Origin of the sequence: Pseudoflavonifractor phocaeensis, assembly GCF_016901735.1 — a bacterium.
In the GTDB taxonomy this organism is placed as follows: Bacteria; Bacillota; Clostridia; order Oscillospirales; family Oscillospiraceae; genus Pseudoflavonifractor_A.
The window spans coordinates 101,408-127,999 of the sequence record NZ_JACLZC010000001.1 but is presented as its reverse complement, the minus strand read 5'-3'; the positions used below and the strand labels follow the sequence as shown (position 1 = coordinate 127,999).

Annotated in this window: 21 protein-coding genes and 1 pseudogene; 8 read left to right on the top strand and 14 right to left on the bottom strand. The window is 60.4% G+C overall.

All coding sequences use genetic code 11. The features are described from left to right. The first annotated feature begins 113 nt into the window (after positions 1-113). Together H7U37_RS00630 and H7U37_RS00625 are read left to right on the top strand one after the other, a co-directional pair. Positions 114-497 (top strand): BlaI/MecI/CopY family transcriptional regulator, encoded by a 384-nt coding sequence (locus H7U37_RS00630; protein WP_204872783.1) that lies wholly within the window; start codon positions 114-116, stop codon positions 495-497. After that, positions 497-2,320, top strand: coding sequence for a M56 family metallopeptidase (locus H7U37_RS00625; RefSeq protein WP_204872782.1), 1,824 nt, complete (start codon positions 497-499; stop codon positions 2,318-2,320). Before H7U37_RS00630 ends, H7U37_RS00625 begins: the two co-directional genes overlap by 1 nt. Before the next feature lie 434 nt (positions 2,321-2,754). Here H7U37_RS00625 and H7U37_RS00620 read toward each other — a convergent pair whose 3' ends face one another. The 9 genes from H7U37_RS00620 to H7U37_RS00580 form a co-directional block, all read right to left on the bottom strand. Beyond that, a complete protein-coding gene (locus tag H7U37_RS00620) occupies positions 2,755-5,274 on the bottom strand; it encodes an ATP-dependent Clp protease ATP-binding subunit (RefSeq protein WP_204872780.1) in 2,520 nt (839 codons plus the stop codon). 134 nt (positions 5,275-5,408) lie between these two features. After that, positions 5,409-5,951 (bottom strand): CDP-diacylglycerol--glycerol-3-phosphate 3-phosphatidyltransferase, encoded by a 543-nt coding sequence (pgsA, locus tag H7U37_RS00615; RefSeq protein WP_204872778.1) that lies wholly within the window; start codon positions 5,949-5,951, stop codon positions 5,409-5,411. A 34-nt stretch (positions 5,952-5,985) separates the two neighbouring features. Then, the gene (locus H7U37_RS00610; protein WP_204872776.1) at positions 5,986-6,705 is read right to left on the bottom strand and encodes a CvpA family protein; all 720 of its coding nucleotides are present in this window, start codon (positions 6,703-6,705) and stop codon (positions 5,986-5,988) included. A gap of 15 nt (positions 6,706-6,720) precedes the next feature. Continuing rightward, a complete protein-coding gene (locus H7U37_RS00605) occupies positions 6,721-7,920 on the bottom strand; it encodes a DUF5711 family protein (RefSeq protein WP_204872774.1) in 1,200 nt (399 codons plus the stop codon). Positions 7,921-7,941: 21 nt separating this feature from the next. Further along, positions 7,942-8,724, bottom strand: coding sequence for a tRNA pseudouridine(38-40) synthase TruA (gene truA, locus H7U37_RS00600; RefSeq protein WP_204872772.1), 783 nt, complete (start codon positions 8,722-8,724; stop codon positions 7,942-7,944). Between the two features lie 109 nt (positions 8,725-8,833). After that, positions 8,834-9,646 (bottom strand): energy-coupling factor transporter transmembrane component T family protein, encoded by an 813-nt coding sequence (locus tag H7U37_RS00595; protein ID WP_204872770.1) that lies wholly within the window; start codon positions 9,644-9,646, stop codon positions 8,834-8,836. Further along, the gene (locus tag H7U37_RS00590) at positions 9,647-10,525 is read right to left on the bottom strand and encodes an energy-coupling factor transporter ATPase (RefSeq protein WP_204872768.1); all 879 of its coding nucleotides are present in this window, start codon (positions 10,523-10,525) and stop codon (positions 9,647-9,649) included. Further along, positions 10,522-11,373 (bottom strand): energy-coupling factor transporter ATPase, encoded by an 852-nt coding sequence (locus H7U37_RS00585; protein WP_204872766.1) that lies wholly within the window; start codon positions 11,371-11,373, stop codon positions 10,522-10,524. Before H7U37_RS00585 ends, H7U37_RS00590 begins: the two co-directional genes overlap by 4 nt. Positions 11,374-11,384: 11 nt before the next feature. Next, the gene (locus tag H7U37_RS00580; RefSeq protein ID WP_204872764.1) at positions 11,385-12,248 is read right to left on the bottom strand and encodes a class I SAM-dependent methyltransferase; all 864 of its coding nucleotides are present in this window, start codon (positions 12,246-12,248) and stop codon (positions 11,385-11,387) included. A 187-nt stretch (positions 12,249-12,435) separates the two neighbouring features. Between H7U37_RS00580 and H7U37_RS00575 the strand changes: the two genes are divergently transcribed. The 4 genes and pseudogenes from H7U37_RS00575 to H7U37_RS00560 all read left to right on the top strand — a co-directional run. Continuing rightward, entirely contained in the window at positions 12,436-13,152 is a 717-nt protein-coding gene (locus H7U37_RS00575; RefSeq protein WP_204872762.1) for a hypothetical protein, read from the top strand. Between the two features lie 86 nt (positions 13,153-13,238). Continuing rightward, positions 13,239-14,834, top strand: a complete 1,596-nt coding sequence (locus tag H7U37_RS00570; RefSeq protein ID WP_243414176.1) for a potassium/proton antiporter — start codon at positions 13,239-13,241, stop codon at positions 14,832-14,834. Between the two features lie 231 nt (positions 14,835-15,065). Further along, on the top strand, positions 15,066-15,545 hold the full coding sequence (locus tag H7U37_RS00565; protein ID WP_338049724.1) for a spore coat protein CotJB: 480 nt from the start codon (positions 15,066-15,068) through the stop codon (positions 15,543-15,545). Further along, positions 15,545-15,640 (top strand): annotated as a pseudogene (locus H7U37_RS00560) (manganese catalase family protein); the annotation flags it as partial. The gene H7U37_RS00565 and the pseudogene H7U37_RS00560, both read left to right, overlap by 1 nt. A 15-nt stretch (positions 15,641-15,655) precedes the next feature. Here H7U37_RS00560 and H7U37_RS00555 read toward each other — a convergent pair. From H7U37_RS00555 to H7U37_RS00530, 5 genes are all read right to left on the bottom strand, one after another. Further along, positions 15,656-17,107 (bottom strand): recombinase family protein, encoded by a 1,452-nt coding sequence (locus H7U37_RS00555; protein ID WP_204872761.1) that lies wholly within the window; start codon positions 17,105-17,107, stop codon positions 15,656-15,658. Positions 17,108-17,327: 220 nt separating this feature from the next. Further along, positions 17,328-19,067 carry a dynamin family protein gene (locus H7U37_RS00550; RefSeq protein ID WP_204872759.1) on the bottom strand — a complete coding sequence of 580 codons (1,740 nt, stop codon included), beginning with the start codon at positions 19,065-19,067 and terminating at the stop codon, positions 17,328-17,330. 11 nt (positions 19,068-19,078) lie between these two features. Continuing rightward, complete coding sequence (locus H7U37_RS00545; protein ID WP_204872756.1) at positions 19,079-20,050, bottom strand: M48 family metallopeptidase; 972 nt, start codon at positions 20,048-20,050, stop codon at positions 19,079-19,081. A 32-nt stretch (positions 20,051-20,082) separates the two neighbouring features. Beyond that, positions 20,083-22,131: a dynamin family protein gene (locus tag H7U37_RS00540; RefSeq protein WP_204872754.1), complete on the bottom strand. Its 2,049-nt coding sequence runs from the start codon at positions 22,129-22,131 to the stop codon at positions 20,083-20,085. 733 nt (positions 22,132-22,864) lie between these two features. Further along, a complete protein-coding gene (locus H7U37_RS00530; protein ID WP_204872751.1) occupies positions 22,865-24,625 on the bottom strand; it encodes a dynamin family protein in 1,761 nt (586 codons plus the stop codon). Between the two features lie 237 nt (positions 24,626-24,862). Between H7U37_RS00530 and H7U37_RS00525 the strand changes: the two genes are divergently transcribed. Both H7U37_RS00525 and H7U37_RS00520 read left to right on the top strand, forming a co-directional pair. Further along, positions 24,863-25,888: an ADP-ribosylglycohydrolase family protein gene (locus H7U37_RS00525; protein ID WP_204872749.1), complete on the top strand. Its 1,026-nt coding sequence runs from the start codon at positions 24,863-24,865 to the stop codon at positions 25,886-25,888. Beyond that, positions 25,885-26,316, top strand: coding sequence for a GTP pyrophosphokinase (locus H7U37_RS00520; RefSeq protein ID WP_204872747.1), 432 nt, complete (start codon positions 25,885-25,887; stop codon positions 26,314-26,316). Before H7U37_RS00525 ends, H7U37_RS00520 begins: the two co-directional genes overlap by 4 nt. Positions 26,317-26,592 lie beyond the last annotated feature (276 nt).

Here is a 26,592-nt window from a genome sequence, read left to right as displayed (position 1 = left end):
TTCGCACAAAAGATATGAAGGAAATTTGTCCCAAATGCCAGTTGACAGAGGAACTTCTGCAAATGTAGAATATAAATATCTGCAAAAGCAGAAAATGAAAGGAGGAAACATCCGTGAAAGAGAAGCAGCGTTTGCCCGAATCGGAGCTGGATCTCATGCTGGCGGTGTGGGGACTGGGGGAGGGGGCCACGGCCCCGGCGATTTTGGAGCGGCTGGAGCGTCCGCTGACGGCCAGCGCCCTCCACAGCTATCTCAAGCGGCTGGAGGAGAAGGGCTTTCTCCGCTGCGAAAAGGTGGGGAAGGTGAACCGCTACACGCCGTTGGTGAGCCGGGCGGCCTATGAGCGGCAGGAGAGCCGCAGCATTCTGGGCAAGCTCTACCAGGGGTCTTTGAAGCGGTTTGCCGCCTCTCTCTACGACGGCGGCGGTCTGGACCGGAACGAAGTGGCCGAACTGCGGGCCTATCTGGAGGAGCTGGAGCGGAAGGAGGGGGAGTGATGGAGGCCCTTTTTCTCCAAACCGTCTTTACCTCTCTGACCACATCGGCGGTGCTGCTGCCGGTGCTGCTCCTGTCGGGCCGGCTCCAAAACCGGTACGCCGCCAGGACCTTGTGGGCCCTTTTTCTGGTGCTGGCCCTCCGCCTGGCGCTTCCCGTGGATGTGAGCCTTCCGGAGCCGGTCCTCATCGTGACGGCGCCCGGCCAAACCCTGTCGGTCCCCGTTGTCCCGCCGGACCCGCTGCCAAAGCAGGAGACGGAGACCCGGTCTGACCCGTCCCCCTCTGCCGGCAAAGCGCGAACCACCGTAACCGTCACCCAGCTGGGGGCGCTGGTCTGGGCGGTGGGAGCGGCGGGACTGCTGGCGGTTCGGACCGCCGGCTACCTGCTGGCCCGCCGGTCCCTTCTACGGGGCGCGGAAGGCGCGGGGCAGGCGGGAAAAACGCCGGTCTTTCTTCATTCCGGAATAAAAAGTCCCATGGTGGTGGGACTGTTCCGACCGGTGATTTTCCTCCCCCAAGCCCTGACCGAGGGGGAACGGGCGGCGGCGCTGTGTCATGAGCTGTGCCACATCAAGCGGCATGACGTGGCCTATAAAGCCCTTTTGCTGTGGGTGACGGATTTGCACTGGTTCAATCCGCTGGCCTGGTGGCTCAGCCGTGCGGCGGGGCGGAATCTGGAGCTGTGCTGTGACGACGACGCTTTGCGTGGGCGGGACGGAGCCTTCCGGCGGCAATATGGGGAGCTGCTGCTCACCATGGCGGCGGCGGAACCCGGTCCGGCTCTGTCCACCCGCTTCGGGGGCAGCGCGGCCGAGCTGAAAAAGCGGCTTTCCAATCTCTTCGCCCACAAGAAAAACAGCCGCGCCTTGTTGGCGCTGGTGCTTCTCTGTACCCTTCTGGCGGGCCTTCTGGTGGCCTGTCAGCCCCGGCAGGGAAAGGATGATCCTCTGGACGCCCTGCAAGCGACCATCGCCTATGACGGGGCGGCGCTCTCCTTTACCCTGCCGGAGGGGGAGGAGGGGTGGAACCTTCTGATTTCCGGCCGCATGGAGGCCGACGGGGTGGGCGGCATGAGCCTCCACTACCTGGACGGCACGGACTGGACCCCCGGTGAAACCTATTCCTTTGCCATGGACCGGGAGACGGCGGCGGCTCTGACGGAGCTCACCATGGACGTATGGGCGGGGGAGGAGGAGCGGAGCATCAACCTTTTGCCCTATCTCGCCGGTACGGAGGGGGAACTCACGGTCCGGGACGGCCTGCCCTATGTTTTCCGGCAGGGAAGCTGGACCGCGCTGAGCGGCCAGCCCATCCCGGTTCCGGCGGAATGGAGCCGACAGGATGTGGGCGGGCGGAACGAGGCGGACATCCTGCCGGATACCGGGACTTTCCGCGGCCGGATGATGTCGGACACGGTGGGCTGGCTGACGGTCACCTACGGTATGGGGGTGGCCCACGCGGACAGCTACGTCTACCGCACTCAGGACGGCGGGGAAACCTGGGTCGAGCGGACCAAGCCGGAGGCAATAACCTTTTCTCTCAGCTGCGTGGGCTTTGTGGACGAGGACCGGCTGATTTTGTGCGGGCAGCGCTTTGATAACGCGCCCTGTCTCATCACAACCGACGGCGGGCAGAACTGGGTGGAGATCATCATGCCGGACCCGCTGGCCCAGGTGGAGCAGATCACCGTAACCGGCGAGACGGTGGAGATGCTGGCGTTTATCAGCGACAGCGGCGGGTGGCGTATGACCTCCCACGACAAGGGAGACACCTGGACGGCCGCAGACTTGGGAACGTCTCAGACCGCCGCCCCGGAGGAGTAGCATGCCACAGACTGCCGCAGCATGGAAGCGGGCGACCACAAGGGTCGCCCCTACGAGGTAGGGCGTTTGGGTGATGTGGGTGGGGAGTCACCTGCGGGTAAAGGGGAACGATGAACAGGGTTTCTTCCTCGCGGCATAGCCGCTGCGGCCTACGCTAAAAATATGTCACCGACACATTTTCTTAACGCTGCGGCACCTGGGGGAAGTGCAGAAGGGGGGTATCCCCCCTTCTGCCCCTTTTGGTCCAGGCCCTTTTTGGGAAAAGGGCCTGGCGCCGCCCGCGTAGGGCCGTTCCGGCGGGGAATCGAAAAACGATTCTGCGGCAATTTACATCTTTTCCGCAGGACACTTGCACTTTGACAGGAGATAAGAGACTTTTTTGCAAAGCTGAAGCGAGGTCAGGAACCAGTCCTGACCTCGCTTCTTTTTTGACGTTACAGCGTCAGCAATTGGATGTTTCCGTCGGTGACGGTGGCCTTCATCTGGGAGAAGGGATTTTGATAGCTCTCGATGAGGCGGGTGGCGATGGCGTCCTCCAGGTCCTTCTGGATCTGGCGGCGCAGGTTGCGGGCGCCGTAGGTGAGGGAATAGGATTTTTCCACCAGGTAGTCCAGCAGGGCATCGTCCCAGGTAAAGGTGATCCCCTTTTCCTTGAGCACGTCCCGCAACTCGCCCAGCATAATGGAGGCGATGGCCTTAAAGTTCTCCTCGCTGAGCTTGTTGAAGTAGACGATCTCGTCGATGCGGTTGAGGAACTCGGGGCGGAGGAAGGACTCCAGGGCTTTCATGGCCCGCTCCTTGCCCTGGTCGTTGGCGGTGCCGCCGAAGCCCACCGCGCCGGCGGATTTGGTGTCGCTGCCGGCGTTGGAGGTCATGACGATGACGGTGTTCTCAAAGTTGACGTTCCGGCCCTGGGCGTCGGTGATGTGGCCGTCGTCCAGGATCTGGAGGAGGATGTTGAGCACATCCGGGTGGGCCTTTTCGATCTCGTCGAAGAGCACCACGCAGTAGGGCTTGCGCCGCACCTTTTCGGTGAGCTGGCCGGCCTCGTCATAGCCCACATAGCCAGGCGGGGAGCCGATGATGCGGGAGACGGCGAACTTTTCCATAAACTCGGACATATCCAGCCGGATGAGGGACTCGGGGGAGTGGAAGAGGTCCTGGGCCAGGCGCTTGACCAGCTCGGTCTTGCCCACGCCGGTGGAGCCCACAAAGAGGAAGGACACGGGCTTGCGCTTGGAGGCAATGCCCACCCGGCCCCGGCGGACGGCGGCGGCCACTGCCTTGACGGCCTCATCCTGGCCGATGATATGGGTTTTGAGCCGTTCCTCCAGCTTGGCCAGGCGCTCGTATTCCGCCTCCTGGATGGAGCTGGCGGGGATCTTGGTCCACAGCTCGATGACCCGGGCCAGATGCGCCACCGTCAGAGGCGGGGCGCTCTGGGCCTCCAGCTTGGACAGCTCCTCCTGGAGCTGCATCTCCCGGCTTTTGATGCCGGCCAGGCGCTCGTAATCCGCGCCGCTCTCAGCGGAGAGGGCGTCGTGCTCCTTGTTGAGGAGGGCCAGGTCCCGCTGGAGGCGGGTCTGCTCCCGTTCGTTGTCCCGCAGGCCAGGGGCCTGGTCGGGATCGGCGGCCAGGGCGGCGTGCTCCTCAGCCAGACGGCCCAGCTGACGGCGGATATCGGCCTGCTTCTGCTCGTTGGATTTGAGGCCGCTCTGCCGCTTGTACTCCTTGTCGTTGGCCTCGTTCATGAGCCGTTCCCGGTCGGCGGAGAGCTGTTGGAGCTCCTTGCGCAGCTGGGCCTCCCGGGCCAGGCTCTTATTGTGGAGGTTCACGTCGGAGCAGGCCTCGTCGATGAGGTCGATGGCCTTGTCGGGGAGGTAGCGGTCGGTAATGTAGCGCTCGCTCATGGTGACGGCCAGGCGGCACATCTGGGGGGAAATGGAGACAAAGTGGTAGTTTTCATAGTATGGCGCCACGCCCTCGATGACCTTTACCGCGTCCTCGATGGAGGGCTCCTCCACGATGACGGGCTGGAAACGGCGCTCCAGGGCGGTGTCCTTTTCGATGTGCTTGCGGTACTCGGTGAGGGTGGTGGCGCCGATGACCTGGATCTCGCCCCGGGAAAGGGCGGGCTTGAGGATGTTGGCGGCGTTCATGGAGCCCTCGGCGTCGCCGGCGCCCACAATGTTGTGGACCTCGTCGATGACTAAAATGATGTTCCCCAGCTTTTTGATCTCCTCAATAAGGCCCTTCATGCGGCTTTCAAACTGGCCGCGGAACTGGGTGCCGGCCACCAGGGCGGTGAGGTCCAGCAGATAGACCTCCTTGTCCTGGAGCTTATAGGGCACTTCCTTTTTGTAAATGCGCTGAGCCAACCCCTCGGCGATGGCGGTCTTGCCCACGCCGGGCTCGCCGATGAGACAGGGGTTATTTTTCTGCCGGCGGTTGAGGATCTGGATGGTGCGCTGGATCTCCTCTTCCCGGCCGATGATGTTGTCCAGCTTGCCTTCGGCGGCCTTTTGGGTGAGAGAGATACAGTAATTCTCCAAAAACTTCCGCTTGGCGGGACGGTCGCCCTTGCCCTTTTCCTCCTTGCTTTGTCTGGGGGGCTGGGCGTCGCCGGGCTGCTGGTTCTGGCTGCCGAAAAGCTTATTGAGGAAGGGGAAGGTGGCGGTCTTGCCGTCGTCCTCCTCCTCGTCCTCCTCCTGGGTGGGGATGAGGCCCTCCATGGCCTCGGGGGACCCCATGGCGGACATCATCTCGCTGGAAAAGTTCTCCAGATCCTCGTCGGTGATGCCCATTTTCTGCATCATATCCTGAACAGGTCCGATGCCCAGCTCCTTGGCGCACTTGAGGCACAGGCCCTCGGTGGTGGCTTTGCCGTTTTCGATCTTCTGGATAAAGACCACGGCCACGTTTTTGTGACATCTGGAACAGAGTGTCGGCTGCATACGGTTTCAACTCCTTTGCCGCACGGCGTCTCGCGTGCGCCGTGCCTGGAGGGGATATGCCCGCTCCGGAAGTATGATTATAACCAGTAAATATGAACTGGTTATGAATTTCTCAGGGAAAAAGAACGGGGGCTTCAGGGAAGCTCCCGCTTGTGGGAGCAGACCTGAAGATACTGCACCACATAGCTGATCAAAGCCGCGATGGTCAGCGCCAGGGCGCAGGAGATGAGCACGGTGGCCCAGGTTGACGGGATCTGGGGGAAGAGGACCAGCGCGGCGCAGACCACAAAGAAACCGCCCGTGGAAGCCTTGCCCAGCCAGTTGGAGGAGATGACATCATCCATCCGGCGGTACATGACCAGCGCGCCGATCCCCATGAGCAGTTCCTTGAGGAAGAACACCACCACCGCCCAGACCGGGATGATGCCGGCGATGGTAATGCAGAGGATCACGGTAAGGGTCATCAGCTTATCGGCCAGAGGGTCCAGGATACGACCCAGCCGGGTGATTTGGTTGAAGTGCCGGGCGATCCAGCCGTCTGCAATGTCGGTAAAGAACGCCAGGGCATAGACGCCGGCGGCCCAATAGTGGGCGTTGGGGTCATCCCGGAAAAAGACCATCGCAAAGACCGGGACCATGACCAGGCGGAGGAGAGAAAGCAGATTGGGCAGATTCATGACAAACACCTCAAAGGACGGAAATAAAAGCGGCTCAGACCATGGCGGTCGCAGCGGCCAAAAGGGAGAGGGGGGTATTTTCCAGGAAAAAGCGGAGCAGGACGGTCTGTTGGACCGTCTCTTCTGGGATCACATTTCCCATGCACTGGATGACCCAGCCGGCCAGGAAAAGGATCAGGGCCGCTTTCACCAGGCCCACCAGCGCGCCGGCGGTTTTGTTGAGGAACCGGAGGCCGGGCAGCTTGGCCACCAGATTGAGGGCCCGGCTCAGCAGGGTCCACGCCGCCATAATCAGGGCAAAGGAGACCACAAAAATCAGGCGGTAGGCCACCGACTGGGCAACGGCCGCGGCAGCCGCGGCGGCGGCATTGGCGGCGGCGGTGGTCATCCCCTGCTCCACGGCCTGGTCGATGGTCTGGATCAGGTCCTCATAGACGCCCAGCTCCCGCAGCACGTCCAGCACGCCGGAGACCGGCACCTCCTCCGGCAGCGTGGCCACGCCCCCCTGTTCGGTGAGGTAGGGCGCATTCTGAATGGCCTGGTTCAGCTGCTCCCCGATGGCGGCGGCAAATCTGGGCTCCAGCGCCTGGGCCACGGCAGGGGAGAGGGTACGGCTGGCGACGGACGCGCCGCCGAAGGCCACCGCGAAGGCCAGCAGCCCGCACAGAGACAGGGCGAAGCCCTTTGCGGCGCCCCGCCACACGAACAAAGCGATCACGGCCAGGACCAGCAGGTCTAAGAGAAGATAGGACATGGATAACCTCCGTTTTCAGTTGGGTACATAGAGATGGGCGGTATTGGCGTTGATGAGCATGGTGGAGCCGTCGGCCCGCTGGAGGACCTGCCGGGCGCCCTGGGTGGTCTCCAGGGTGCGGTAGAGGTCCAGAGACGAGGTGTAGATCTCCAGATTTCCCGAGCGCAGGACGGCAATATACCGTCCCGCGGCGGATAAGGCGAAGATCTGTTCGTTGACGGTCAATGCGGCGGACGCCTCGCCGGCGGTGTTGATTACCACCAGCTGGGCCTCGCTGCCCGCCCGGTACTTGCCCAGCAGCAGCACGGCGTAGCCGTCTCCGTCCAGGGTAAAGTTCTTCAGATAGCGGCCGGAAAAGACATACTTGCACTTCAGCGCTCCGCTGCCGCTGACCAGGGAGAGGGTGCTGTCGCCCAGCACCCAGATGCCGTCGTCGGTCCAGCGCAGGTCCAGGCACACCTGGTCCCCCAGAGAGAGGGTGTTGTCCGGCTCGGGATCGTCGGCGCTGTGGTTGATGTCATAGAAGTCCAGCCGGCTCTCATAGGCGGCGTCGCTGATGCCGGCTGTGGCCAGCGCCACGGTCTGACAGTCCTGGGAGAGGATGGCGTCGGTGACGAAGCGGCTGGACAGGTTGACCCGCATCACCGGCTCCTGCTGGTCGTTGTAGATGGTGACCACGCCTTTATAGCCGCTCTCCTGGGTGGTAACGGTCATCCAGCCGGCGTCGTTGAGCCGGGCGGAGAGGATGCGGCCCCCCTCTTCCAAAGAGAGGGTAAAATAGGACTCCTCGCCGTACAGAAGGGACAGGTTGGTCCCGCCGGCGTCGTAGACCAGCGCGGCGGAGTCGGTGCAGTCCACCACGGGGTTTTCCATGGAGACCGGCTCGTTGAAATAGACTGTTCCGCTTCCGTCATAGAGGCGGATGCTGTTGTTGGCGCAGACCAGTAAGCCGCCGTTCAGGGAGGCGAAGCTGCTGGAGGAGCCGCCGTCGTAGGAGAAGGAGTCGGCCTGACCGGTGTCGCTGCGGCGGATGCTGCGGTAGGCAAACCAGCGGCGCAGTCCGTCCAGATTAAAGATATCCCGGTTGACCACCAAAAACACCGCGCCCAGCACCAGCGCCACCGTCACCAGAAAGGCGAGGAAGCGGAAAAAGGGGTTGGTGGTTTTTTTCAGTGGTTTTTTGACTGCTTTTTTCTTGGCGTCCAGCTGTTCCATAAAAGCCTCCCAGCGTACGGATCAAAAGGGGGAGAGGAGGGGGACGATTTCCCCCAGCGTTTCCTCCGGATACCAAAGGCGGGTCATGTAGAGCCCGCCCGGCGGCACGGTGGGGCCGGCGTCGGTCCGGCACTTTCCCTCCAAAATAGAGGGGATGTCGTCGGGGCCGAATTTGCCCTCGGCGGCATAGACGCAGGTACCCACCATAGCCCGCACCATGTTATAAAGGAAGCCGTCGGCGCACACCCGGCAGGTGATGACATCGCCCCGGCGGGAGATGTCAAAATAGTGGACGGTGCGCACGGTGGAGCGCACGTCGGTGCCCACCGAGCGGACGGCGGCAAAGTCATGGGTGCCCACAAAGTGGGAGGCGGCCCGGTTCATCACCTCCGCGTCCAGCGGCTTGGGATAAAACCAGGCCCGGTCCACAAAAAAGGCGTTGCGGATGCGGGAGTTGTAGATCCGATAGGTGTATTCCTTTTTCAGGCAGGAGCCAATGGCGTTGAAGGACTGGGGCACGTCCCAGGCGGCCACCACCACGATGTCGTCCGGAAGGCGGGTGTTGACCGCCAGGGGGATGCGGTCGGCTGGGATGGCCGAATCGGTATAGAAATTGGCGATATAGGCCTCCGCATGGACGCCGGCGTCGGTCCGTCCGGCCCCGGTGCATTTCACCGGATGACAGACCACGGTGGACAGAGCCTTTTCCAGGGTCTCCGCCACCGTAGCAATGGTTTTCTGAACCTGCCAGCCGTGGTAGGCAGTGCCCACATACATCAATTGTAAGGCGATATTTCTTCTCATGGATTCTCCTGGGCGGGGCGGGGTATGGGGTTATCATACCATATCCGTCCGCGCCGGTGGTTTAAGATGGGATTAAGATTTGATAAAAGGGAGGGCGGAACGCCCCGGGTCACAGCCCGAAGAAGCCCAGCGCCGCCACCAGCGCCACCAGCGCCGCGCCGCCCAGCAGAAAGAGCACGTCGTTTCGGCCGTAGCGGAGCTGACGCAGACGGGTCCGGCCCTCGCCGCCATGGTAGCAGCGGCACTCCATGGCCACGGCCAGCTCGTCGGCCCGGCGGAAGGCGGAGATAAAGAGGGGGACCAGCAGCGGCACCAGGGCCTGGGCCTTCTGGACCAGATTGCCCGTGTCGAAGTCGGCGCCTCTGGCCTTCTGGGCGGACATGATCTTGTCGGTCTCCTCGATGAGGGTGGGAATAAAGCGCAGGGCGATAGACATCATCATGGCCAGCTCATGGACGGGCGCGCCCAGCTTTTTCAGGGGCCCCATCAGATTCTCCAGTCCGTCGGTGAGGCGGATGGGGGAGGTGGTGTAGGTGAGCAGGAAGGTGCAGGTAATGAGCATCAGGATGCGCAGCACCATAAAAATGGCGGCATAGATGCCCTCGGCGTAGATGCGGAACACCCAGAACCGGACCAGCGGGTCCCCCTCGCCGGGGGTATAGAAGAGGTTGAGCACACCGGTGAGGACCACGATGACCACCACCGGCCGCATCCCCCGCAGAATGGACCGGATGCCCACATGGGAAACGGCGATGGCGGCCCCCAGCACCGCCAGCAGCAGGAGATAGGCCGCCGTACCGCCGGCCAGGAAGAGTGCGGCGATATAGGCCACCGTCAGCAGGAGCTTGGTCCTGGGGTCCAGCCGGTGGAGGATGCTGTTTCCGGGGAAATACTGGCCGAGGGTAATGTCTTTGAGGGCCATTTACGCTCCCCCTTTCCGTTTGGCCAGGGCGTTCAGGATGGCCTCCTTGGCCTGCGCGATGGTGTAGACCGACGGGTCCACGTCGGCGCCCATGGCTTTGAGGCGGGTAAAGACCCGGGTCATCTGGGGGACGCCCAAACCCATGGCCTCCAGCTCGGCGCCGTGGCGGAAGATCTCTCTGGGAGGGCCTTCAAAGGGGATGCGCCCGTCGTTGATGACCACCAGCCGGTCCACCGTCCGGGCCATCTCCTCCATGGAGTGGGAGACCAGGATGATGGTGGCGTTGTTGGCCTTGTGATAGTCCCGGATGTTGCCCAAAATCTGTTCCACACCCACCGGGTCCAGTCCGGCGGTGGGCTCATCCAGAATGAGAACCTTGGGCTCCATGGCGATGACGCCGGCAATGGCCACCCGGCGCTTCTGTCCGCCGGAGAGCTCAAAGGGGGACTTTTCCAGCTGGGCGTCGGTGAGGCCCACGAAGGAAGCGGCCCGCCGCACCCGGCGGTCGATCTCCCGTTCATCCAGGCCCATGTTTTTGGGCCCGAAGGAGATGTCCTGATAAACCGTCTCCTCAAAGAGCTGGTATTCCGGATACTGGAATACCAGACCCACCTGGAAGCGGGTCTGGCGGGTGCGGGCCTTGCTGGCCCAGATGTCCTGCCCCTGGAAGAGCACCCGGCCGGAGGTGGGCTGGAGCAGGCCGTTGAGGTGCTGGATCAGGGTGGACTTTCCCGAGCCGGTGTGGCCGATGATGCCCAGATACTCCCCCTCATAGGCGGCAAAATCCACGTCCACCAGAGCGCCGTGCTCAAAGGGTGTACCGGAGGAGTAGATATGGGAGAGTTTTTCGGTCTGAAGGATGGCTTCCAATGCGTTCATTCCTTTGTGAGCAGTTGATAGAGGGCCTGGGCGCATTCCTCGTCGGAGAGGGCGTCCAGGGGGACGTCCAGCCCGGCTTGGCGCAGTTCCCAAAGGAGTCCGGTGGTCTCCGGCACGGTGAGTCCCACCGCGCGCAGGGCGTCCACCTGCTGAAAGACGGTTTTCGGGGGACCGTCCGCGATGATTTTGCCGCTGGACATGACCACCAGGCGGTCCGCCTGGGCGGCCTCGTCCATGTGATGGGTGATGAGCACCACCGTCACGCCGGAGGCGCGGTTGAGCTTTTTGATGGTGTCCACCACCTCCCGCCGTCCCACCGGGTCCAGCATGGCGGTGGGCTCGTCCAGCACGATGCACCGGGGGGCCATGGCGATGACGCCGGCGATGGCCACCCGCTGCTTCTGGCCGCCGGAGAGGAGATGGGGGGCGTGCTCCCGATACTGGTACATCCCCACAGCTTTGAGGGCGTCGTCCACCCGGCGGCGGATCTCCTCCGGCGGGACGCCCAGATTTTCCGGCGCGAAGGCCACGTCCTCCTCCACCACGTTGGCCACGATCTGGTTGTCCGGGTTCTGAAAGACCATACCCACGGTGCGCCGGATCTGGAGCAGCAGGGCCTCGTCCGCGGTGTCCATGCCGGACACCAGCACCTTTCCGCCGGTGGGGAGCAAAATCGCGTTCATATGCTTGGCCAGGGTGGACTTTCCGCTGCCGTTGTGGCCCAGCACCGCCACAAAGGAGCCCTCCTGGATGTCCAGGTCCACCCCGTCCAGCACCACGGGCTGGACTTCCTCCGTGTCGGTGTAGCAAAAGCGGAGGTCTCTGGTTTGGATCATTGCCTCAGCCATGGCGCACCTCGTCAGTGGGCGCGCCACCGGCCGGTGGCGCCGCAGGGAAGGGCCAGACCGGTCTCGGACACCGGCAGGCCCAGCTCCTGGCTCTCTGTATGTCCGCCGAAGCGGGCGGTGAAGATGGACTCCATAATATAGGTAAGGACCGAGGGGGCCAGACCGGTGGTATAGGAATTGATGAGCACAAAGAGGGGGTCGTCAGACAAGACCCCGGCGACCAATTCCACAAAGGGCCACAGATTTTCCTCCAGCCGCCACACCTCGCCGGAGGGACCCCGGCCGTAGGAGGGGGGGTCCATGATGATGGCGTCATATTTCCGGCCCCGGCGGATCTCCCGCTCCACGAACTTGGCGCAGTCGTCCACGATCCAGCGGATGGGGGCGCTTTCCAGACCGGAGCTTTTGGCGTTCTCTCTGGCCCAGGAGACCATGCCCCGGGCGGCGTCCACATGACAGACGCTGGCGCCGGCGGCGGCGCAGGCCACGGTGGCCCCGCCGGTGTAGGCGAAGAGATTGAGCACGCGGATGGGCCGGCCGGCTGTACGGATCATTTCCCGGGCAAAGTCCCAGTTGGCGGCCTGTTCGGGGAAGAGGCCGGTGTGCTTGAAATTCATGGGCTTGATGTTGAAGGTCAGGTCGCCATAGGACACCGTCCACCGCTCGGGCAGGTCCTTTTTGGCCCACTGTCCGCCGCCGGTGGAGGAGCGGGCATAGCGGGCGTCATGGCGCTTCCAGCCGGGGTGCTTTCTGGGGGTATTCCAGATGGCCTGGGGATCGGGGCGGACCAGCAGATATTTGCCCCACCGTTCCAGTTTTTCCCCTCCGCCGCAGTCCAGCAGCGCATAGTCCTTCCAATTGTCTGAAATCCACATAGGCTGTCCTCTTTCATTTCCCGCAAATTTTCCAGCATAAATCAACTTCTGCAATTTAAGTATTATACCACCTGGCGCAAGGGGCGTCAAATAGAATAGAAGTTGTAATATGGGAAAAATTATGGTACAATGCTTGTGTATTTTTGGGATCATAGGGGAATCAAGCCCCATGAAGGAGCGTATCAATATGGAGACAGGAGACATCCAGTTCCGCACGGCGGCCATTGGCGGCTTTTTGAAGCAGGACGTGCTGGATTATATCGAAAAGGCCAACCGGGAGCACAATCAGCGCCTGGAAGAGCTGGAACAGACCCTGGCGGAGGTCCAGGCGGAGCGGGACGAGCTGCGGGAGCGCGCCGCCCTTCTGGAAAAGGAAGGGCTGGAACGGCGGAGCCGCATCGACCAGCTCAGCGCCAAGATCAACACGCTGTCCGCCCAGCTGACCCAGAAGAACAAGGCTCTGGAAGAGGCCCAGGGGGAGTCCAAGCTGCAAGACGAGCTGCAAGGGGAGCTTTCCGAGCAGATGTCGGCCCTGAAGGAGCGGCTGGCCAAGGCCGAACGGGCCGCTCAGGCCTACGAGGCCATCAAGGACCGGACGGCGGGCATTGAGCTGGACGCCCATTGCCGGGCCCAGGCGGTGGAGGCCGCCGCTCAGGTGCAGGTGGAAAAGACCAAACGGGAAGTGGAGCAGTGGATCGCCAAGGTACAGGAGAGCTATGACCGGATGCGCAGCGACATTGACGCCACCATTTCCCACGCCTCCGGTGAGCTGGAGCGGGTGCGGCACAGCATGGAGCACCTGACGGAGGAATTCTGCGTGCATGACGACGCGCTGAAGGGGATTTTGCGCACTTATCAGGCCTCCGTGGATCACAAGGCCCCTCTGCCGCCGGAGGAAGGATAACGGTTACATCTGAAACGCCCGCCGCGGACGGAGGTGACGCTCGGTCGCTGCGGGCGATTCTTATTTTTCTGGAGAAAGGAGATTCTATGTTGAATGGGTTGCTGCTCTTTGCCGGAGGGGTCATCGCGCTGTGCGTGCTGATGAACCGTCTGGCGGTCCGTCTGCCGGTGCCGTCGCTGCTCCTCTTCATCGCGCTGGGTATGTGTTTCGGCGTCAATGGGGTCTTTGGCATCGCCTTTGACGACTACGCCCTGTCGGAACAGATCTGCTCGGTGGCGCTGCTGTTCATCATGTTTTACGGCGGCTTCGGCACCAACGTCAAGCAGGCCAGGCCGGTGATGGCCCGGGCCTTCCTGCTCTCCACCCTGGGGGTGGTCCTGACCGCCGGGCTGGTGGGCGCGTTCGTCCATCTCGTGCTCCGTGTGGGTCTGCTGGAGAGCCTGCTGGTGGGCGCGGTCATGGCCTCCACCGACGCGGCCTCGGTGTTCAGCATCCTGCGGGCCAGAAAGCTGGCCTTGAAGGACCACACCGACTCCCTTTTGGAGCTGGAGTCCGGCTCCAACGATCCGGTGGCCTATCTGCTGACCATGGTGCTCCTGGCCCTCATCGGCGGCCAGGAAATCTCAGTGCCTCTGATGCTCTTCCAGCAGATGGCCTTTGGACTGCTGGGTGGACTGCTGGTGGGCTGGGTGGCGGTGTGGCTGCTGGGCCGGGATGGTCTGTTCCACGGCGCGCAAAGCCATACGATTTTTCTCTTTGCCGTGGCGGCCATTGCCTACGCTCTGCCGGCGGTGCTGGGGGGCAATGGCTATCTGAGCGTCTACTTCTGCGGCATTTACATGGGCAACCGGGAAATTGCCGGTAAAAAGGACATGGTGCGTTTTTTCGACGCCCTGACAGAGATCGCACAGATGGTGATTTTTTTCCTGCTGGGCCTGCTGGTGACGCCGGCGGAGCTGCCGGCGGTATTTCTGCCGGCGCTGGCGGTGATGCTCTTTTTGACGCTGGCGGCTCGTCCGCTGTCCACGGCGGCGCTGCTGGCCCCCTTCCGGTCCTCGCTGGGGCAGGTGGGGCTGGTGTCCTGGTCCGGTCTGCGTGGGGTGGCCTCCATCGTGTTTTCCATCTATGTGGTGCTGGCGGGGGTGGAGCTGCCCTTTTCCCTCTTTAACCTGGTGTTTGTGGTGGTGCTTCTCTCTCTGTCCGTCCAGGGGGGCCTGCTGCCCGTCATGGCCCGCCGGATGGGCATGATCGACGAAAAAGCCGACGTACTGCGCACCTTCAACGATTACCAGGAGAACGGGGACATCTCCTTTATCAAGCATCATGTGGATCCGGAGAGCCCCATGGCGGGCAAGCGTCTGCGGGAGCTGTCCATACCGGCGGGCCAGCTGGTGGTGCTGATCCTCCGCGGCAAGGAGACCGTACTGCCCGTAGGCGACACCCGCATCGAGGCGGGGGACCTGCTGGTGCTGGCGGCTCCCACCTTTGAGGACCGGGAGGACCTGACGCTGGAGGAGATCGCCATTGACGGCGGTCACCGCTGGTGCGACAAGGCCCTGCGGGAGCTGTCGCCCAACCGGCGGATGCTGGTCATCATGGTGCGCCGGGGGGATGCGACCATCGTGCCCAACGGGGACACGGTGCTGCAAACGGGCGACGTGCTGGCAGTGGCCCGGTTCTAAGTTCAAGGGTTTGACATCTGCTCGTCCGTTTTTTCGGGCGGGCAGATTTTTTATGGGCCCATTTTGAAACGACCGGCGGCGTCGGGCGGACGTTTGGGGGAAAAAGACCCCCCAACCGGCGGACAACCGGGTCATGGCGCAGAAGAGAGCCGGCGCCGGCAGAGCGGAACGGCATAGGATGGGGTGGAGGCCCGGAGGGGTCCTCCAATCTGACCAAAGGAGGCATTTTCTTTGAATTCCGATCAAGAGAATCAGGCGCCGGTGATGCCCTGCGCGGACGGCTGCGGCTTGCTGCCTGAGTGCGCGCCGTTGGCGGTGCCTTATGTTCCCTTTCAGCAGACCGGCTCCAAGCGATACAGCCAGCAGGAGGCGCTGCGCAACGGGACCTTGTTTCCCGGTCTGAACCTGCCCTTTCATCTGAAGGCGGAGGCGGGCAAGGTGGGCAGCGGACCGCTGGCGGAGCTGCAGGCGCTGGAATTTGTACTGGCCGAGCTGGGCCAGTATCTGGACACCCATCAGGGGGACAGCGAAGCCTTTGCGCTCTTCCAGCAGTACGCCGCGCTGGAGCGGGAGGGACGTCAGAAGTATGAGGCGTCCTACGGCCCATTGTTCCAGCAGTCGGCGGCCAATGACAAGCGGTACACCTGGCTTCAGGACCCCTGGCCGTGGAACATGGGGGAGGAGTACAGTGAGAAGGGAGGAGAGGGCTGATGTTCGTCTATGAAAAGAAGCTGCAATATCCGGTCCGGATCAAAAATCCCAACCCTCAGCTGGCGTCCTTTATCATCAGCCAGTATGGCGGACCATACAGCAATAGACGGCTATTCGGGCAAATAAAGACGGTAGTAGATTTCCAGCCGGTTGGCCTCCTTATCCAGGGTGCATCGGTCCATGATGGCATGGGCGGCTGCTTTTTTCAGCTCCAAAGGCTGTTCCGGGTCTGCCAGCAGGACGGCGCAGCGGAAGGGCTCCGCCTCCGGTGTTTCGGCCTCCTGATTGGGGAGATGCGTCAGCTTGGCCAGGCGGGCGTCCAGAGCGGCCAGCTCGGCATCCATGGCCTTCTTGGCGGTCTTGTAACCTTCCAGATCCTCCACACCCGCCAGATAGGCTTCCCGCAGGCGGCCCAGACGGGCGGTCAGCTGCTTTTGCTGGGCGCGGATAAGCGCCTCTTCGTCCAGACCGCCGGTGTGGGGGTACACGATGGTATAAGTGAGGGCGGGGCCGCCGGCGGCGTCGTAGCCCATACGAGTGAGGATCATCCCCTTCAGCTTTTCGTCGGAGATGTGCTGGGCGGTCTTGCAGCGCCCCCGGACGTAGCCGTTGCACTTCCAGTAGTGGGGCTTGGCAAAAACCAGGGTGGAGCCGCAGTTCACGCAGCGGACCAGTCCGCTCACCCAGTCCCGGTGTTCCGAGAGGGGGCGGCCATGGTATTTGTGCTGGGCCTTGACCTGAAGCATGCGGGCCTGTACGGCGTCCCACAGCTCCTGTGAGACGATGGCCTCGTGGCCGGCGTCGGCCAGGATGAGGTCCGCGCTGTCGAAATCCCGCCCCGTCCGTCCGGTGGGGTTCCAGCGCAGCTTGCCGAGATAGACCGGGTTGCGGAGGATATATTCCACCGTACGGTTTTCAAAGCGTCCGCCCCGGTGGGTGGTGACCCCCAGGCTGTTGAGCCACTTGGCCAGTGGGAAGAGGCCCTGTCCGCCGGCAAAGCGCCGGAAGAGCTCCCGCACCAGCGCGGCCTCCTGTGGGATGGGCCGGAGGAGGTTGCCCTCCGCCCGGTAGCCGAAGGGGGGAGAATTCTGGAGACCGCCCCGGCGGGCTTTTTCGGTCATGCCCCGCTTGACCTCCTCGGCCAGGTTGATGGAGTAGTATTCATCCATGGCCTCGATGATGGCTTCCATCAGGATGGAGGTTTTGTCATCTCCCAGGGGCTCGCTGATGGAGATGACATCAATACCCAGCTGGCGGCGGAGCATGGATTTGTAGACGATGCTGTCCTCCCGGTTGCGGGCGAAACGGGAGAACTTCCAAAGCAGAATGGCCTCAAAGGGCTTGGGCTTGGTTTTGGCCAGGCCGATCATCTGCTGGAAGCCGGGGCGCTTGCCGGTGTGCTTGCCGCTGATGCCCTCGTCCACAAAGACGAACGCCTGGGGCAGGCGGTAACCGTGGGCGTCGGCATACTTGCGGATCTCGGAGAGCTGGGCGTCGGGGGAGTACTCGGCCTGATCCTCGGTGGAGACCCGGATATAGGCGGCGGCCAGTTTGGTTTCCATAAAAACACCTCAACCGTTTCAGCGCTTGGCAGACCTTTTGCCGCAGAGCGGCGCGGCTTTTCGTCAACAGAAATGTTATGCCGTGTACAAGAGGAAACATACATCCGTCCACGCTGCCGGCGGATCTGCCTCTTTGGCCCATGTATAGATGAAAACGGCAGAGATCCCTTGATCCCTGCCGTTTTGCTGTTGTATAGATGTGTCTGAACGGAAAGATGGCCTATCCGGCGATTTCATCCAACAGGCTGCGTACGGACCTGATCGCCTGGAGGATCTCCTCCTTTTCATCTGCGGCGCGGTGGGCAATCTCCAGCAGCTGTTCGGTCTGCTGCTGGGTTTTGGAAACGCAGTCGGAAAAATAGGTATGGAGCTGCTCCTGGATCTGCCTGGCAAACTGATCGTATGTGCGCTTCACGGTTGCGGGCAGCGTGACGGAGAGCTTGTCGTACTGCTGCTGGATATCTGCGATTACTGATTTGCGGCTGTTTTTCATCTCGCGCTGCCGCATCCCGCCGGCAACGCCGGTGGCAAAAACACCGACGAGGGAGGAACCCAGCTGGGTTTGATTGATTACAAAGGAGACGTTATCGCCCTTGGTCCAGGTCTTATTGTTCATTTTGAAGTGAAAACTGTGCTGCGGGGTAGAGGGTTTGAGGGCTGACTTGCGGGAGAGCTCCTCCGAAATTTTGTCCAGGTCGTCATAGAGGAGATCGGTGTGGTAATCCATACAGCGATTTAGGGCTTCCTGCAAGGTATCAATACAATAGATGGCGTAATATTTGCGGATGTCCTCCAAATCGATATCGTCCAGATGACAGGACTCCGTCCGCATCTGTTCTGCCAGCTCACTGAGCCACAAAAGGCTGTCTCCCTCCATCAGCTCGATGCGTTGGGAGAGGGCATGCAAGGTTTCATTTTGCTTGGCGAAGATCTCGTCACAGGTCTGCTTGGCAGACTGCTGTTCTTTGGAGAGGGCGTCCTGCTGAATGGTGGCGCCGTGTTCAATGACATCCAGCTCCTGGCCCAGTTCTTCCCGCATACCGCTCATCATCCGCTCCATCCGATCCGGCAGGACCATATCCTTCTTTTCCTGGATCAGGTCGGCGACCTGTTTACGGAAGGAGCAGAATTCCTCTTCCAACTGCTTCTGAAGTGTGTCGTTGGGGCGTTCCTCCTCCAACTGACGGCAGCGCTCATCCAGTGCGCTGAGCATATAAACCCGCTGGCCAGGCAGCAGCGTATCCATCCGTGTTCTGATCTCCTGCTGCATTCGCTCCAGCTGGGCCGGATTTGCCAGCATATCGGTATAGTTGCCTACGACAAAGAGCTCGGTATGCTTCTGGGGCAGAACGGAGGTTTTTAAGAAAAGCTGCTCTCTGCCGGAGAGGGGGTAAACCACGGAAAATACATAGACCACCGCGTCCGCCTGCATCAGGGCATCGGCCACCATATCGTCAAACTCCAGAAGGGAATCGTTCAAGCCGGGGGTGTCAATGATGGTAACATCCTTCAAAAATTCGATGGGACGTTTCAGTTCCAGCTGGTAACTTGTCTCTTTGGATTGCGCCAGAATCCGCTCCAGCTCCGACCGGCACAGCTGCTGATCGGTCAAGAGCATCCGCTTGCCGCCGGCAAGTACCAGAGCGTTGCTGTGTTCACCGTAGCACACCCGGTTGAGCGTAATGGTCTCGGTGGTCACATCGGTGGTCACCACGTCCTCCCCCAAAAGGGCGTTGATAAGGCTGGACTTGCCCCGCTTAAACTCGCCGCAGACCACGATGGTAAAGGGGATATCCTTCTGTCTGCGGATACTGCTCTCCCACTCCTTTACCTTGGTCATAAAGGGCGCGCCCAGGAGGGCGGAAAGACGTTCATTGCGGCGCAGGGCGCCCAGCTCGTCCAGGCGTTCTTCCAGCTGCTGGTGTAATTCTTCGATGTTATAGGTAATATTCTGTTCCATACTGCCACACCTCATCTGCCCTTTTGGGTGAGATCAATGTATTTTTTACACCGCTCGTCGCATTCCTCCAAAGAGCGCATAATGGAATCCGGTTTCTTGAGATCAGGCCGCCAATCGTAAAAAACACGGCACTGTGTAAACTCTCGTTCCACCATAATTCGCCTGGCGGCAGTGGGATGGGTACTGAAGAGCTCGGCATACTTAGAAAAATTCTCCATCTGCATCTCCAGCTGTTCTTCAATGGCCTTATAGTCGACGCCCTGGGTGCCGAAGGCGCCGCCATACAGCAGTTTTGCGTTCAGGGAATGACAATCCTCCGGCGAATCGGCACAGATTAGCCCCGCCCGGTCGGCGGTCACCTCTGCTGCCCGGGACCAGGAAAGGAGGGCCAGCTGCACGCCCTGAGTCAGTACGGAAGAGATCAGCTGAGAAAACGCGCCCAGCGCCGCGGCACCCTGGTGGGCGAGGATAGTACCCACGTAGTCATAGGTGCCATGGTAATTCTGGATATGGCCGCATTCATGGCCGATGCAGGCTTTCAGCTCCCCTTTTGTCACGCGCTCATAGAGGCCGCTGTGGATCACGATGACCGGTTCCACCTCGTCGGAGGAGACGGTGTAGGCGTTGAGGGTCACGTCGTTGAAGATGTAGATGTTGGGGATGGGGATGCCAAGGCGGCGGGCGCATTCACATCCGATCTCGTATACGTCCGGAAAGTTGGTGGGGGTAGCGCAGACGGCATTCTGATTCATCAATTGCAAGGTCTGGCTGGCGTGGGTGACGGTCAGATTTTTGCTGATCTTATAGAAGCCGGGGATGCTGTCCAGCTTTTTTCTCAGCTTAAAGTCCATGCCATATGCGTAATCTGGTATACCGTTGCCCAGCATATGTCTTGCGGACCGCTGCTTCTGGACGGTCAGATAGGAGCGGAAGGTAGGGTCCATACCCTCCAGCGGGGAGGAGGTCGTTTCACGCAATCTCATATTGTATTCCTTTCTGTTTCTGGGCGAGTGGTTCAGCATCTGGTCATGCAGGCTTCCAGCTTCAAGCGCAGGGGATCTATGGCAGCAAAGAGCTGGTCCACAGCGGAGATGAGTTTATAGTAATTTGTGCGGGCGGCCTCTTTTTCCGCCTTGCTGCGGGCCAGGTCAATCTTCACCTGGCTGACGGTGCGGTTGGCCTCCTGGATGGCCTGTTCACATTCCTGCTCCATAGCGGTACACAGGCTGTCGAACTGCTCGGAGATGGTGGCTTCGATCCATTTTTCCAGGCTCTTTTCTCCCCGCATCTTCGTATAGTTTTCCTTGACCTGGGCAGAGATGCTTTCCTTCAGGGCGGCCAGCTCCTTGATGTTTTTACTCTTGCCGAAAAGGGTGTTGCACACGAGTTTGGACACCACGGTACCCACGGCGCAGCTGATGACGACGACCGGCAGCGCGGGGGCCGCCAATACGCCCACAAGCAGGTTTGCGGCCAAAAGGTTAGCGGCCAGGCCGGCCGTGCCGCCCACCAACGCCCCTTTGACGCCGGCGGCGCGGTATCCGGAGATCAAACCGCCCAGGCCGTAAATCCCCATAAAATCGGTGACCACGTCCAGCGCCAGACCGGCGGTGTCCACGATCATGGTTGTATTCTGATCGGCACTCATGAGCTGCTGGGGCTTTTTCATTTCTATCTGAGCCTGTGTGACGAAATTACTCACCTGAACGGCTTCCTTGCCGATAACTTCATTGACATCAGCGCAGATTCGCTCACAGAAAAAGGAGAGTTTTTCTTTGGACATGGCTTCGATCTGTTCCATGGCGGAGTCGATGAGAGACTGTTTGACCTGTTCGGACATAGGCGCTTTTGGATCGGCAAGGTGGATGTTGTCCACGATCTGCAAGGCAGCCTCCTCCAGTTCGGCGTAGGTATCCGCCGCACGGGAGGCCATGGTGAGATTTAGCTTTTTGGCGCTTTGCTGTAATCTGCGCTGCTCAGCCTTCATGTTTTCCCGCACCTTTTGGCTGTGCTCCAGCGTTTCGCGCTGGGTTTTCATAAAGGTCTCCTCGTCTGTGTCCAGGGCCTGGATCAGAACCAAGGCGCTCTTTTTGGCATCGTCGCCGCACCGGTAGAGCTGTCCCAGGGGAGCGCTCAGCTCCAGCACGCCGCGCTCTTCGGTAAGCATATGGCTCAGGGCGTCCTCAAAGGTGGTCATACCGCTTTCTTTCACCATAGCCTCGTCGCCGTCCAGCCGTCCGTCCAGCGCATTTTGGGCGGAGATGGGGAAGATGCGGATATCGGCCAGCTTGGATTTTACGGCCTTAAACTGCTCGGAATCCTCACCGTAGACCTGCGCGGTTTTGTCCAGCACGCTTTTGATGACCTTTTCCCGGATGCTGTCCACCACCCGCTGGCGGTCCTTCTTACGCACGGTGTCGATCTTATTGACCAGGAAGATCAGCCGTCCGATATCGCTGCACATCAGTTTGTTGCGCACAAATTCCGCTTCGCTCATGCTGAAGGGGTTGTCGGGAACCAGAACCATGATAACGGCATCCAGCTTGGGCACGATCTCCTCGGTGATCCGGTTCATACGCTCGTCGTCGTTGAGGCCGGGGGTATCCACGATGTCCACGCCGTTTTGGCAGAAGCGGCAGGGGTAAAAAACAACGGCCTCCTCGATATTTTCGGCCCGAGCGGAGCAGCTGTCGTCCAGCTTGGTCACATACTGGGCCAGCTGGTCCACGGAGATTTCCTGGGTTCCGCCGTCTATCATGTGCAGTTGGACGTGGGGCTGGAGATCATAGGAGACCCGGTTCATAGTGGCGGAGCAGGGGAGAATGTCGGCGGGCATTACCTCGGTGCCCAAGAGGGCGTTGATAACGGTGCTCTTCCCCCGCTTGAATTCTCCCAGGATCCCAACAGCGAAGGTGTGGCTCTGGAGTTTTTTTCGGCTCGCCATCAGCGCTGCGCCAGACTCATCCAGATGCAGCTCGGTGCATATCTTCGACATTTCGTTCAGCGCCTCGGTGATCTGCCCCGTCATGGAGTGATAGCTGCTGTAAGTGTCGTTAGTGTCCATAAGGCTTCCTCCCAAAAATAATTTATAGCAACCGTATTAGCTTCCCGCAGGTTTTGAAAGCCCGCACAAGCTGCATACCGGCTTATCGATCGGATTCAGAGTACCGCAGAGCGGACATTCCCAGTTATCTCTGGGCGCGGGCTTGTCCTCCTTTGGAGTGGGCGGTACGGAAAGGGGCGCAGGCGGCGTTTTCTGCGGTTCGTATTTGGCGCCGCACTTACCGCAAAACAAACCGAATACCGGCGCTCCGCAGGAGGGACAGGTCTTGTCAGCTGGTTTCTGGACAGATTTGGGCTTGGGTGCGGGCTTGGGCGCGGGCGCAGGTGTGGGCGTGGGAACTGCCTTTGATGCGGTCCCGGGCGCAGGAGCAGCCATAAGCCGGTGCATTTCTGTTGCCTCGATATATTTTCCTTCCTCGCAGTGACCGCATATGATCCCATAGCGCTCCTGAATGGTAACGGTAGGGATGAAGAAAACAGAGATTTTATTTTTGATGCTGACCAGATAAAAAGGCCGCGTCTGTTTACAGGCGGGACACATATACTCCCCAATGCATTTTATCCGCGTGAAGTATTCCTTGGTACCACAGCCGTTAATTCGGAATCCTCCCATGGTTAATCACCTCATTATTGATTCACACAGCATTTCAGGCAGGACTCGGCGTGAGCCTTGGCTGAATCTGGAGAAAGTGCCGCAACGCGGGCAAAAATCGGGTATTTTCCAGCCGCTATGTCTATAAAACGTTCTCCTTTGCAGCAATACAGCTGATCTGTCCGCAGGCCTCTTCCAGCTGTTGAAGCGCCCGCTGGTACATATTCTGCCGCTGCTTTTCTTTTTCCTCCAGCGCGCCGATCCACTGGAAGGTAAGGCGGGTATATGTCTTTGTCAGCTCCAGCGGTTCAGCCTGCATCATGGCGTACATAGCATTTTCCACATAAGGACGCAGGGCGGAAGTCCAGATCTGAGCGCATTGGAGGGTGTATTGCTGCACTGCCGGCGCGATGGGAGTTCGGATCAGGTCCTTACCCACCAGCGTCCTGGGGAACATCATGGAAAAGCCCGGGAGCATGACGAATGGGGTGTCGGACAGCGCGGCACGCATACGCGCTTGCAGGTCGTCGGAGGAGGGAAAGTGCTCTCTGAGAAGGCTGACGCCGTCGTCCTGCCCAAAGAGCCGTTCCTCCCGCATCCGAAGGTAGAATATGGCCTGCCGTATAATGGCGGCGTTGCATTCCTTTTGGAGTTTGGACTGGAAGGGGGGAACGACCTCCCGCCGGATCTCATCCATGGCCTCCTGCAGCGCGGCATAAATGGCCGGATTAGAATATTCCTGAATAGAGGAGAGGCAGCGAATAAAACACTGCATAATCTCATCATAAAACGCGGCGTTTGGGAAAAAGGGCAGGGTGGGGTATATCTGGGAGAGAGCCTGTTCCATCTGCGCCGAACGTTGCTGAAAATATTGTTTTTGCCGGTCATCCGCCGTGAGGAAGCGCTGCTTCTGGGCCTCCAGCTCCATGGGCGCATTCTGTGGGGCATGCTGGGAAAACCAGGTTTGTATCTTTTCCGCCATCTGATTTGCGTGGCGAATGGAGGAGAGCTGACGCTGCGCGCACAGGATGGTCACAAGCTGCTTTTTGAAGGCGGGCAGGCCGCTTTCCTCCAATTGGTCATAGTCGCCATTTTCAAAGGACTCCAGGGCCATCAGGGAGGAGACGGGATGGAGTATGTGCTGACTTTCCAGCATACGCCGGGCTTTTTGGAGGATATCCGGCTTGTCGGAGAAGAGGTTCTGGACCTTTTCCAGCGTATGCTGGGTGATCCGCTCCAGGAGGTAAGCGGTAAGGCGCTGCCGTTCTCTCGGCCGGACCAGATCCATACAGGTCACCGCGAAGAGGATGTGGCGGATATTCTCACAACCGATGAGCCGGGCCACCCACTCACATTCGGTATCGCTGTAAGGCATGGTGGCCTTAATGACAACGATGGCGGCGTCGACATATTGGAGCACCTGCTCTGTAACCAGGGTCATATTTTCCTCGTCGTTGAGGCCGGGGGTATCTAAAATGTCGATGTTGTGCCGACAGAGCTCGGTAGGGTAACGGATCTCGGCCTCCCGGACATTCCGGGCGATGGAAGCCGATTCATCGGTAAGCTTGGTGACATATTTGGAAAGATCCTCAATGGATACAAGTTCGGCGTCGCCATTTTTGTAGTGGATGACCGCCTCCGGCTTGTTGCCGTAGACGATGCGGTTTACCGTGGCGGTGGTAGGCTCTATGTCCACGGGCAGGATGGGCATCCCGAGCAAGGCGTTGATAAGGCTGGACTTGCCCCGGCGGAATTCGCCCACGATAGCGACCTGAAGGTGGTTTTGCTGAATGGAGGCAATACCTTGCTCCATGGAAGTCTGAAGGGCGTCGTTGGGTGCATATTCAAAAACGGAGACCATCCGGTGGAGGGCCTCATAGAGTTGAAATTCAAGATCGTTCATTCTGATGCGCGGCTCCTTATTGTGGAAAACGGAAAATAACAGCTCAAATTTAGGCGAAAGCCCAGGATTTATGTCGATATCTATTATAACATAGATGGAAACACGCATCCTGCATTTTTATTCCCAAACTTTGCGGGAGCGCTCCGGCTCCGCTCCCCGCTATTTTTGCCGCGCTTGTAACGCGGGAGAAAAGAAGCTAAAATAGGAGAAGAGAAAAAGGAGAGGAGACGGTTTTGTATGACCATTCAGAAACAAGACGCTTTTTTCGGCTGCCTGCTGGGCGGCGCGGTGGGCGACGCCCTGGGCTATCCGGTGGAATTCATGAATGAGGCTTCCATTTACAGCCGGTTCGGCCCAGACGGCATCCAGCGTCTGGACCAGGCCGGACAGCCCGCCCTCATCTCGGACGACACCCAAATGACCCTTTTTGCGGTGGAAGGCATCCTCTATGCCAAAGCCGCCGGTACGGCGCTGCATAAGGCCCTATGGACGGCCTATCTGGAGTGGCTGGGCACCCAGGGAGATCAAAGCCGGATGGACCCGGAGCACCCGAAAACAACGCTCTACCGGGAGCCTCGGCTCCACGCCCGGAGAGCGCCAGGCAATACCTGTCTCGCGTCCCTGCACCACAGCCGCCACGGCGGCACGCCGGAGGAGCCGGTCAACAACAGCAAGGGCTGCGGGACCGTCATGCGGGCGGCGCCCTTTGGTCTGGCCTATCCAGAGCCGGAGCAGGCGTTCCAGAGCGCCGTCTGCGACGGGGCGCTCACCCACGGCCATCCGCTGGGCTACCTCAGTTCCGGCGGTCTGGCCCTGATGGTGCGGGAGATCGTCTACGGCGCTTCTCAAGGGGAGCGGCTGGAAGCGGTCCTGCTGCGGGGCGCGGAGCGGGGAGACGGGGACTTCCGCGCCCTTCTGCTGCCCGACATCAGGCGGGCGGTGGAACTGGCCCTGGACCCGGCGGTCTCCGATCTGGAGGGCGTCCACGCCCTGGGACAGGGCTGGGTGGCGGAGGAGGCCCTGTACATCGCGGTGTTCTGCGCCGTCCGCCATCAGGACGATTTCTGCGCCGCGCTGCGGGCCGCGGTGAACCACAAGGGGGACAGCGACTCCACCGGCGCGGTGTGCGGCAATATACTGGGGGCCTGGCTGGGCAGGGAAGGGGTGGAAGCGGCCTTCGACCTGAAGGACCTGGAGCTGGCGGATGTGATAGTGGAAACGGCCCAAACGCTCTTTCAAAGCACGGTGGGGGACGGGGTATGAGCGGCTTTTTCTATACGCCGCTGACCAAGAAGGCTCTGGCCCTCTCCTTCGAGGTCCACCAGTTCCAGCGGGACAAGGGGGGTCTGCCCTATGTGTTCCACCCCTTCCACCTGGCCGAGCAGATGGACACGGAAGCGGAGATCTGTACCGCCCTCCTCCATGACGTGATAGAGGATTCCGGCTACACCCTGGACGATCTGCGGGCCATGGGTTTTCCGGAGGCGGTGCTGGAGGCGCTGGCTCTCCTGACCCACGACGAGGGGACGCCCTATCTGGACTATGTGGCCCGTCTGCGGTCCAATCCCATCGCCCGCAAGGTCAAGCGGGCCGATCTGGCCCACAACAGCGACGAAGCCCGGCTGGACTGGGTGGGTCCGGCGGACCGGCAGCGGCTGGAAAAATACCGTTCCGCCGCGGAACTTTTGTAGGGGCGGCCCTCGTGGCCGTCCGCCCTTCCAAAAACCGAAAAAACGCGGGATCAGGCATCTAAAAACCTGACCCCGCGTTTTAGAGAGTTTAGCTTGGTCGAAAGAAGAGTCCTCTATTATGGGATGCAATATGATAATCTTAGAAATGGTCAGTCGTGTGTTTTGAGAGAGTTTAAGATGGACGACAGGATTAGAAGGATAAAACGTATTTTTTTCTGCTTCATTTTATATCCCCTTATTGTATTTGTATTATTTTACTATATTTTCCCAAAATAT

Coding starts and splice junctions, on each gene's coding strand:
- H7U37_RS00575 (WP_204872762.1), top strand. CDS start 12,436: ATGGAGACAGGAGACATCCAGTTCCGCACGGCGGCCATTGGCGGCTTT.
- H7U37_RS00530 (WP_204872751.1), bottom strand. CDS start 24,625: ATGAACGATCTTGAATTTCAACTCTATGAGGCCCTCCACCGGATGGTC.
- H7U37_RS00590 (WP_204872768.1), bottom strand. CDS start 10,525: ATGAACGCATTGGAAGCCATCCTTCAGACCGAAAAACTCTCCCATATC.
- H7U37_RS00545 (WP_204872756.1), bottom strand. CDS start 20,050: ATGAGATTGCGTGAAACGACCTCCTCCCCGCTGGAGGGTATGGACCCT.
- H7U37_RS00525 (WP_204872749.1), top strand. CDS start 24,863: ATGACCATTCAGAAACAAGACGCTTTTTTCGGCTGCCTGCTGGGCGGC.
- H7U37_RS00540 (WP_204872754.1), bottom strand. CDS start 22,131: ATGGACACTAACGACACTTACAGCAGCTATCACTCCATGACGGGGCAG.
- H7U37_RS00570 (WP_243414176.1), top strand. CDS start 13,239: ATGTTGAATGGGTTGCTGCTCTTTGCCGGAGGGGTCATCGCGCTGTGC.
- H7U37_RS00520 (WP_204872747.1), top strand. CDS start 25,885: ATGAGCGGCTTTTTCTATACGCCGCTGACCAAGAAGGCTCTGGCCCTC.
- H7U37_RS00595 (WP_204872770.1), bottom strand. CDS start 9,646: ATGGCCCTCAAAGACATTACCCTCGGCCAGTATTTCCCCGGAAACAGC.
- H7U37_RS00550 (WP_204872759.1), bottom strand. CDS start 19,067: ATGGAACAGAATATTACCTATAACATCGAAGAATTACACCAGCAGCTG.
- H7U37_RS00555 (WP_204872761.1), bottom strand. CDS start 17,107: ATGGAAACCAAACTGGCCGCCGCCTATATCCGGGTCTCCACCGAGGAT.
- H7U37_RS00620 (WP_204872780.1), bottom strand. CDS start 5,274: ATGCAGCCGACACTCTGTTCCAGATGTCACAAAAACGTGGCCGTGGTC.
- pgsA (WP_204872778.1), bottom strand. CDS start 5,951: ATGAATCTGCCCAATCTGCTTTCTCTCCTCCGCCTGGTCATGGTCCCG.
- H7U37_RS00625 (WP_204872782.1), top strand. CDS start 497: ATGGAGGCCCTTTTTCTCCAAACCGTCTTTACCTCTCTGACCACATCG.
- truA (WP_204872772.1), bottom strand. CDS start 8,724: ATGAGAAGAAATATCGCCTTACAATTGATGTATGTGGGCACTGCCTAC.
- H7U37_RS00610 (WP_204872776.1), bottom strand. CDS start 6,705: ATGTCCTATCTTCTCTTAGACCTGCTGGTCCTGGCCGTGATCGCTTTG.
- H7U37_RS00580 (WP_204872764.1), bottom strand. CDS start 12,248: ATGTGGATTTCAGACAATTGGAAGGACTATGCGCTGCTGGACTGCGGC.
- H7U37_RS00585 (WP_204872766.1), bottom strand. CDS start 11,373: ATGGCTGAGGCAATGATCCAAACCAGAGACCTCCGCTTTTGCTACACC.
- H7U37_RS00605 (WP_204872774.1), bottom strand. CDS start 7,920: ATGGAACAGCTGGACGCCAAGAAAAAAGCAGTCAAAAAACCACTGAAA.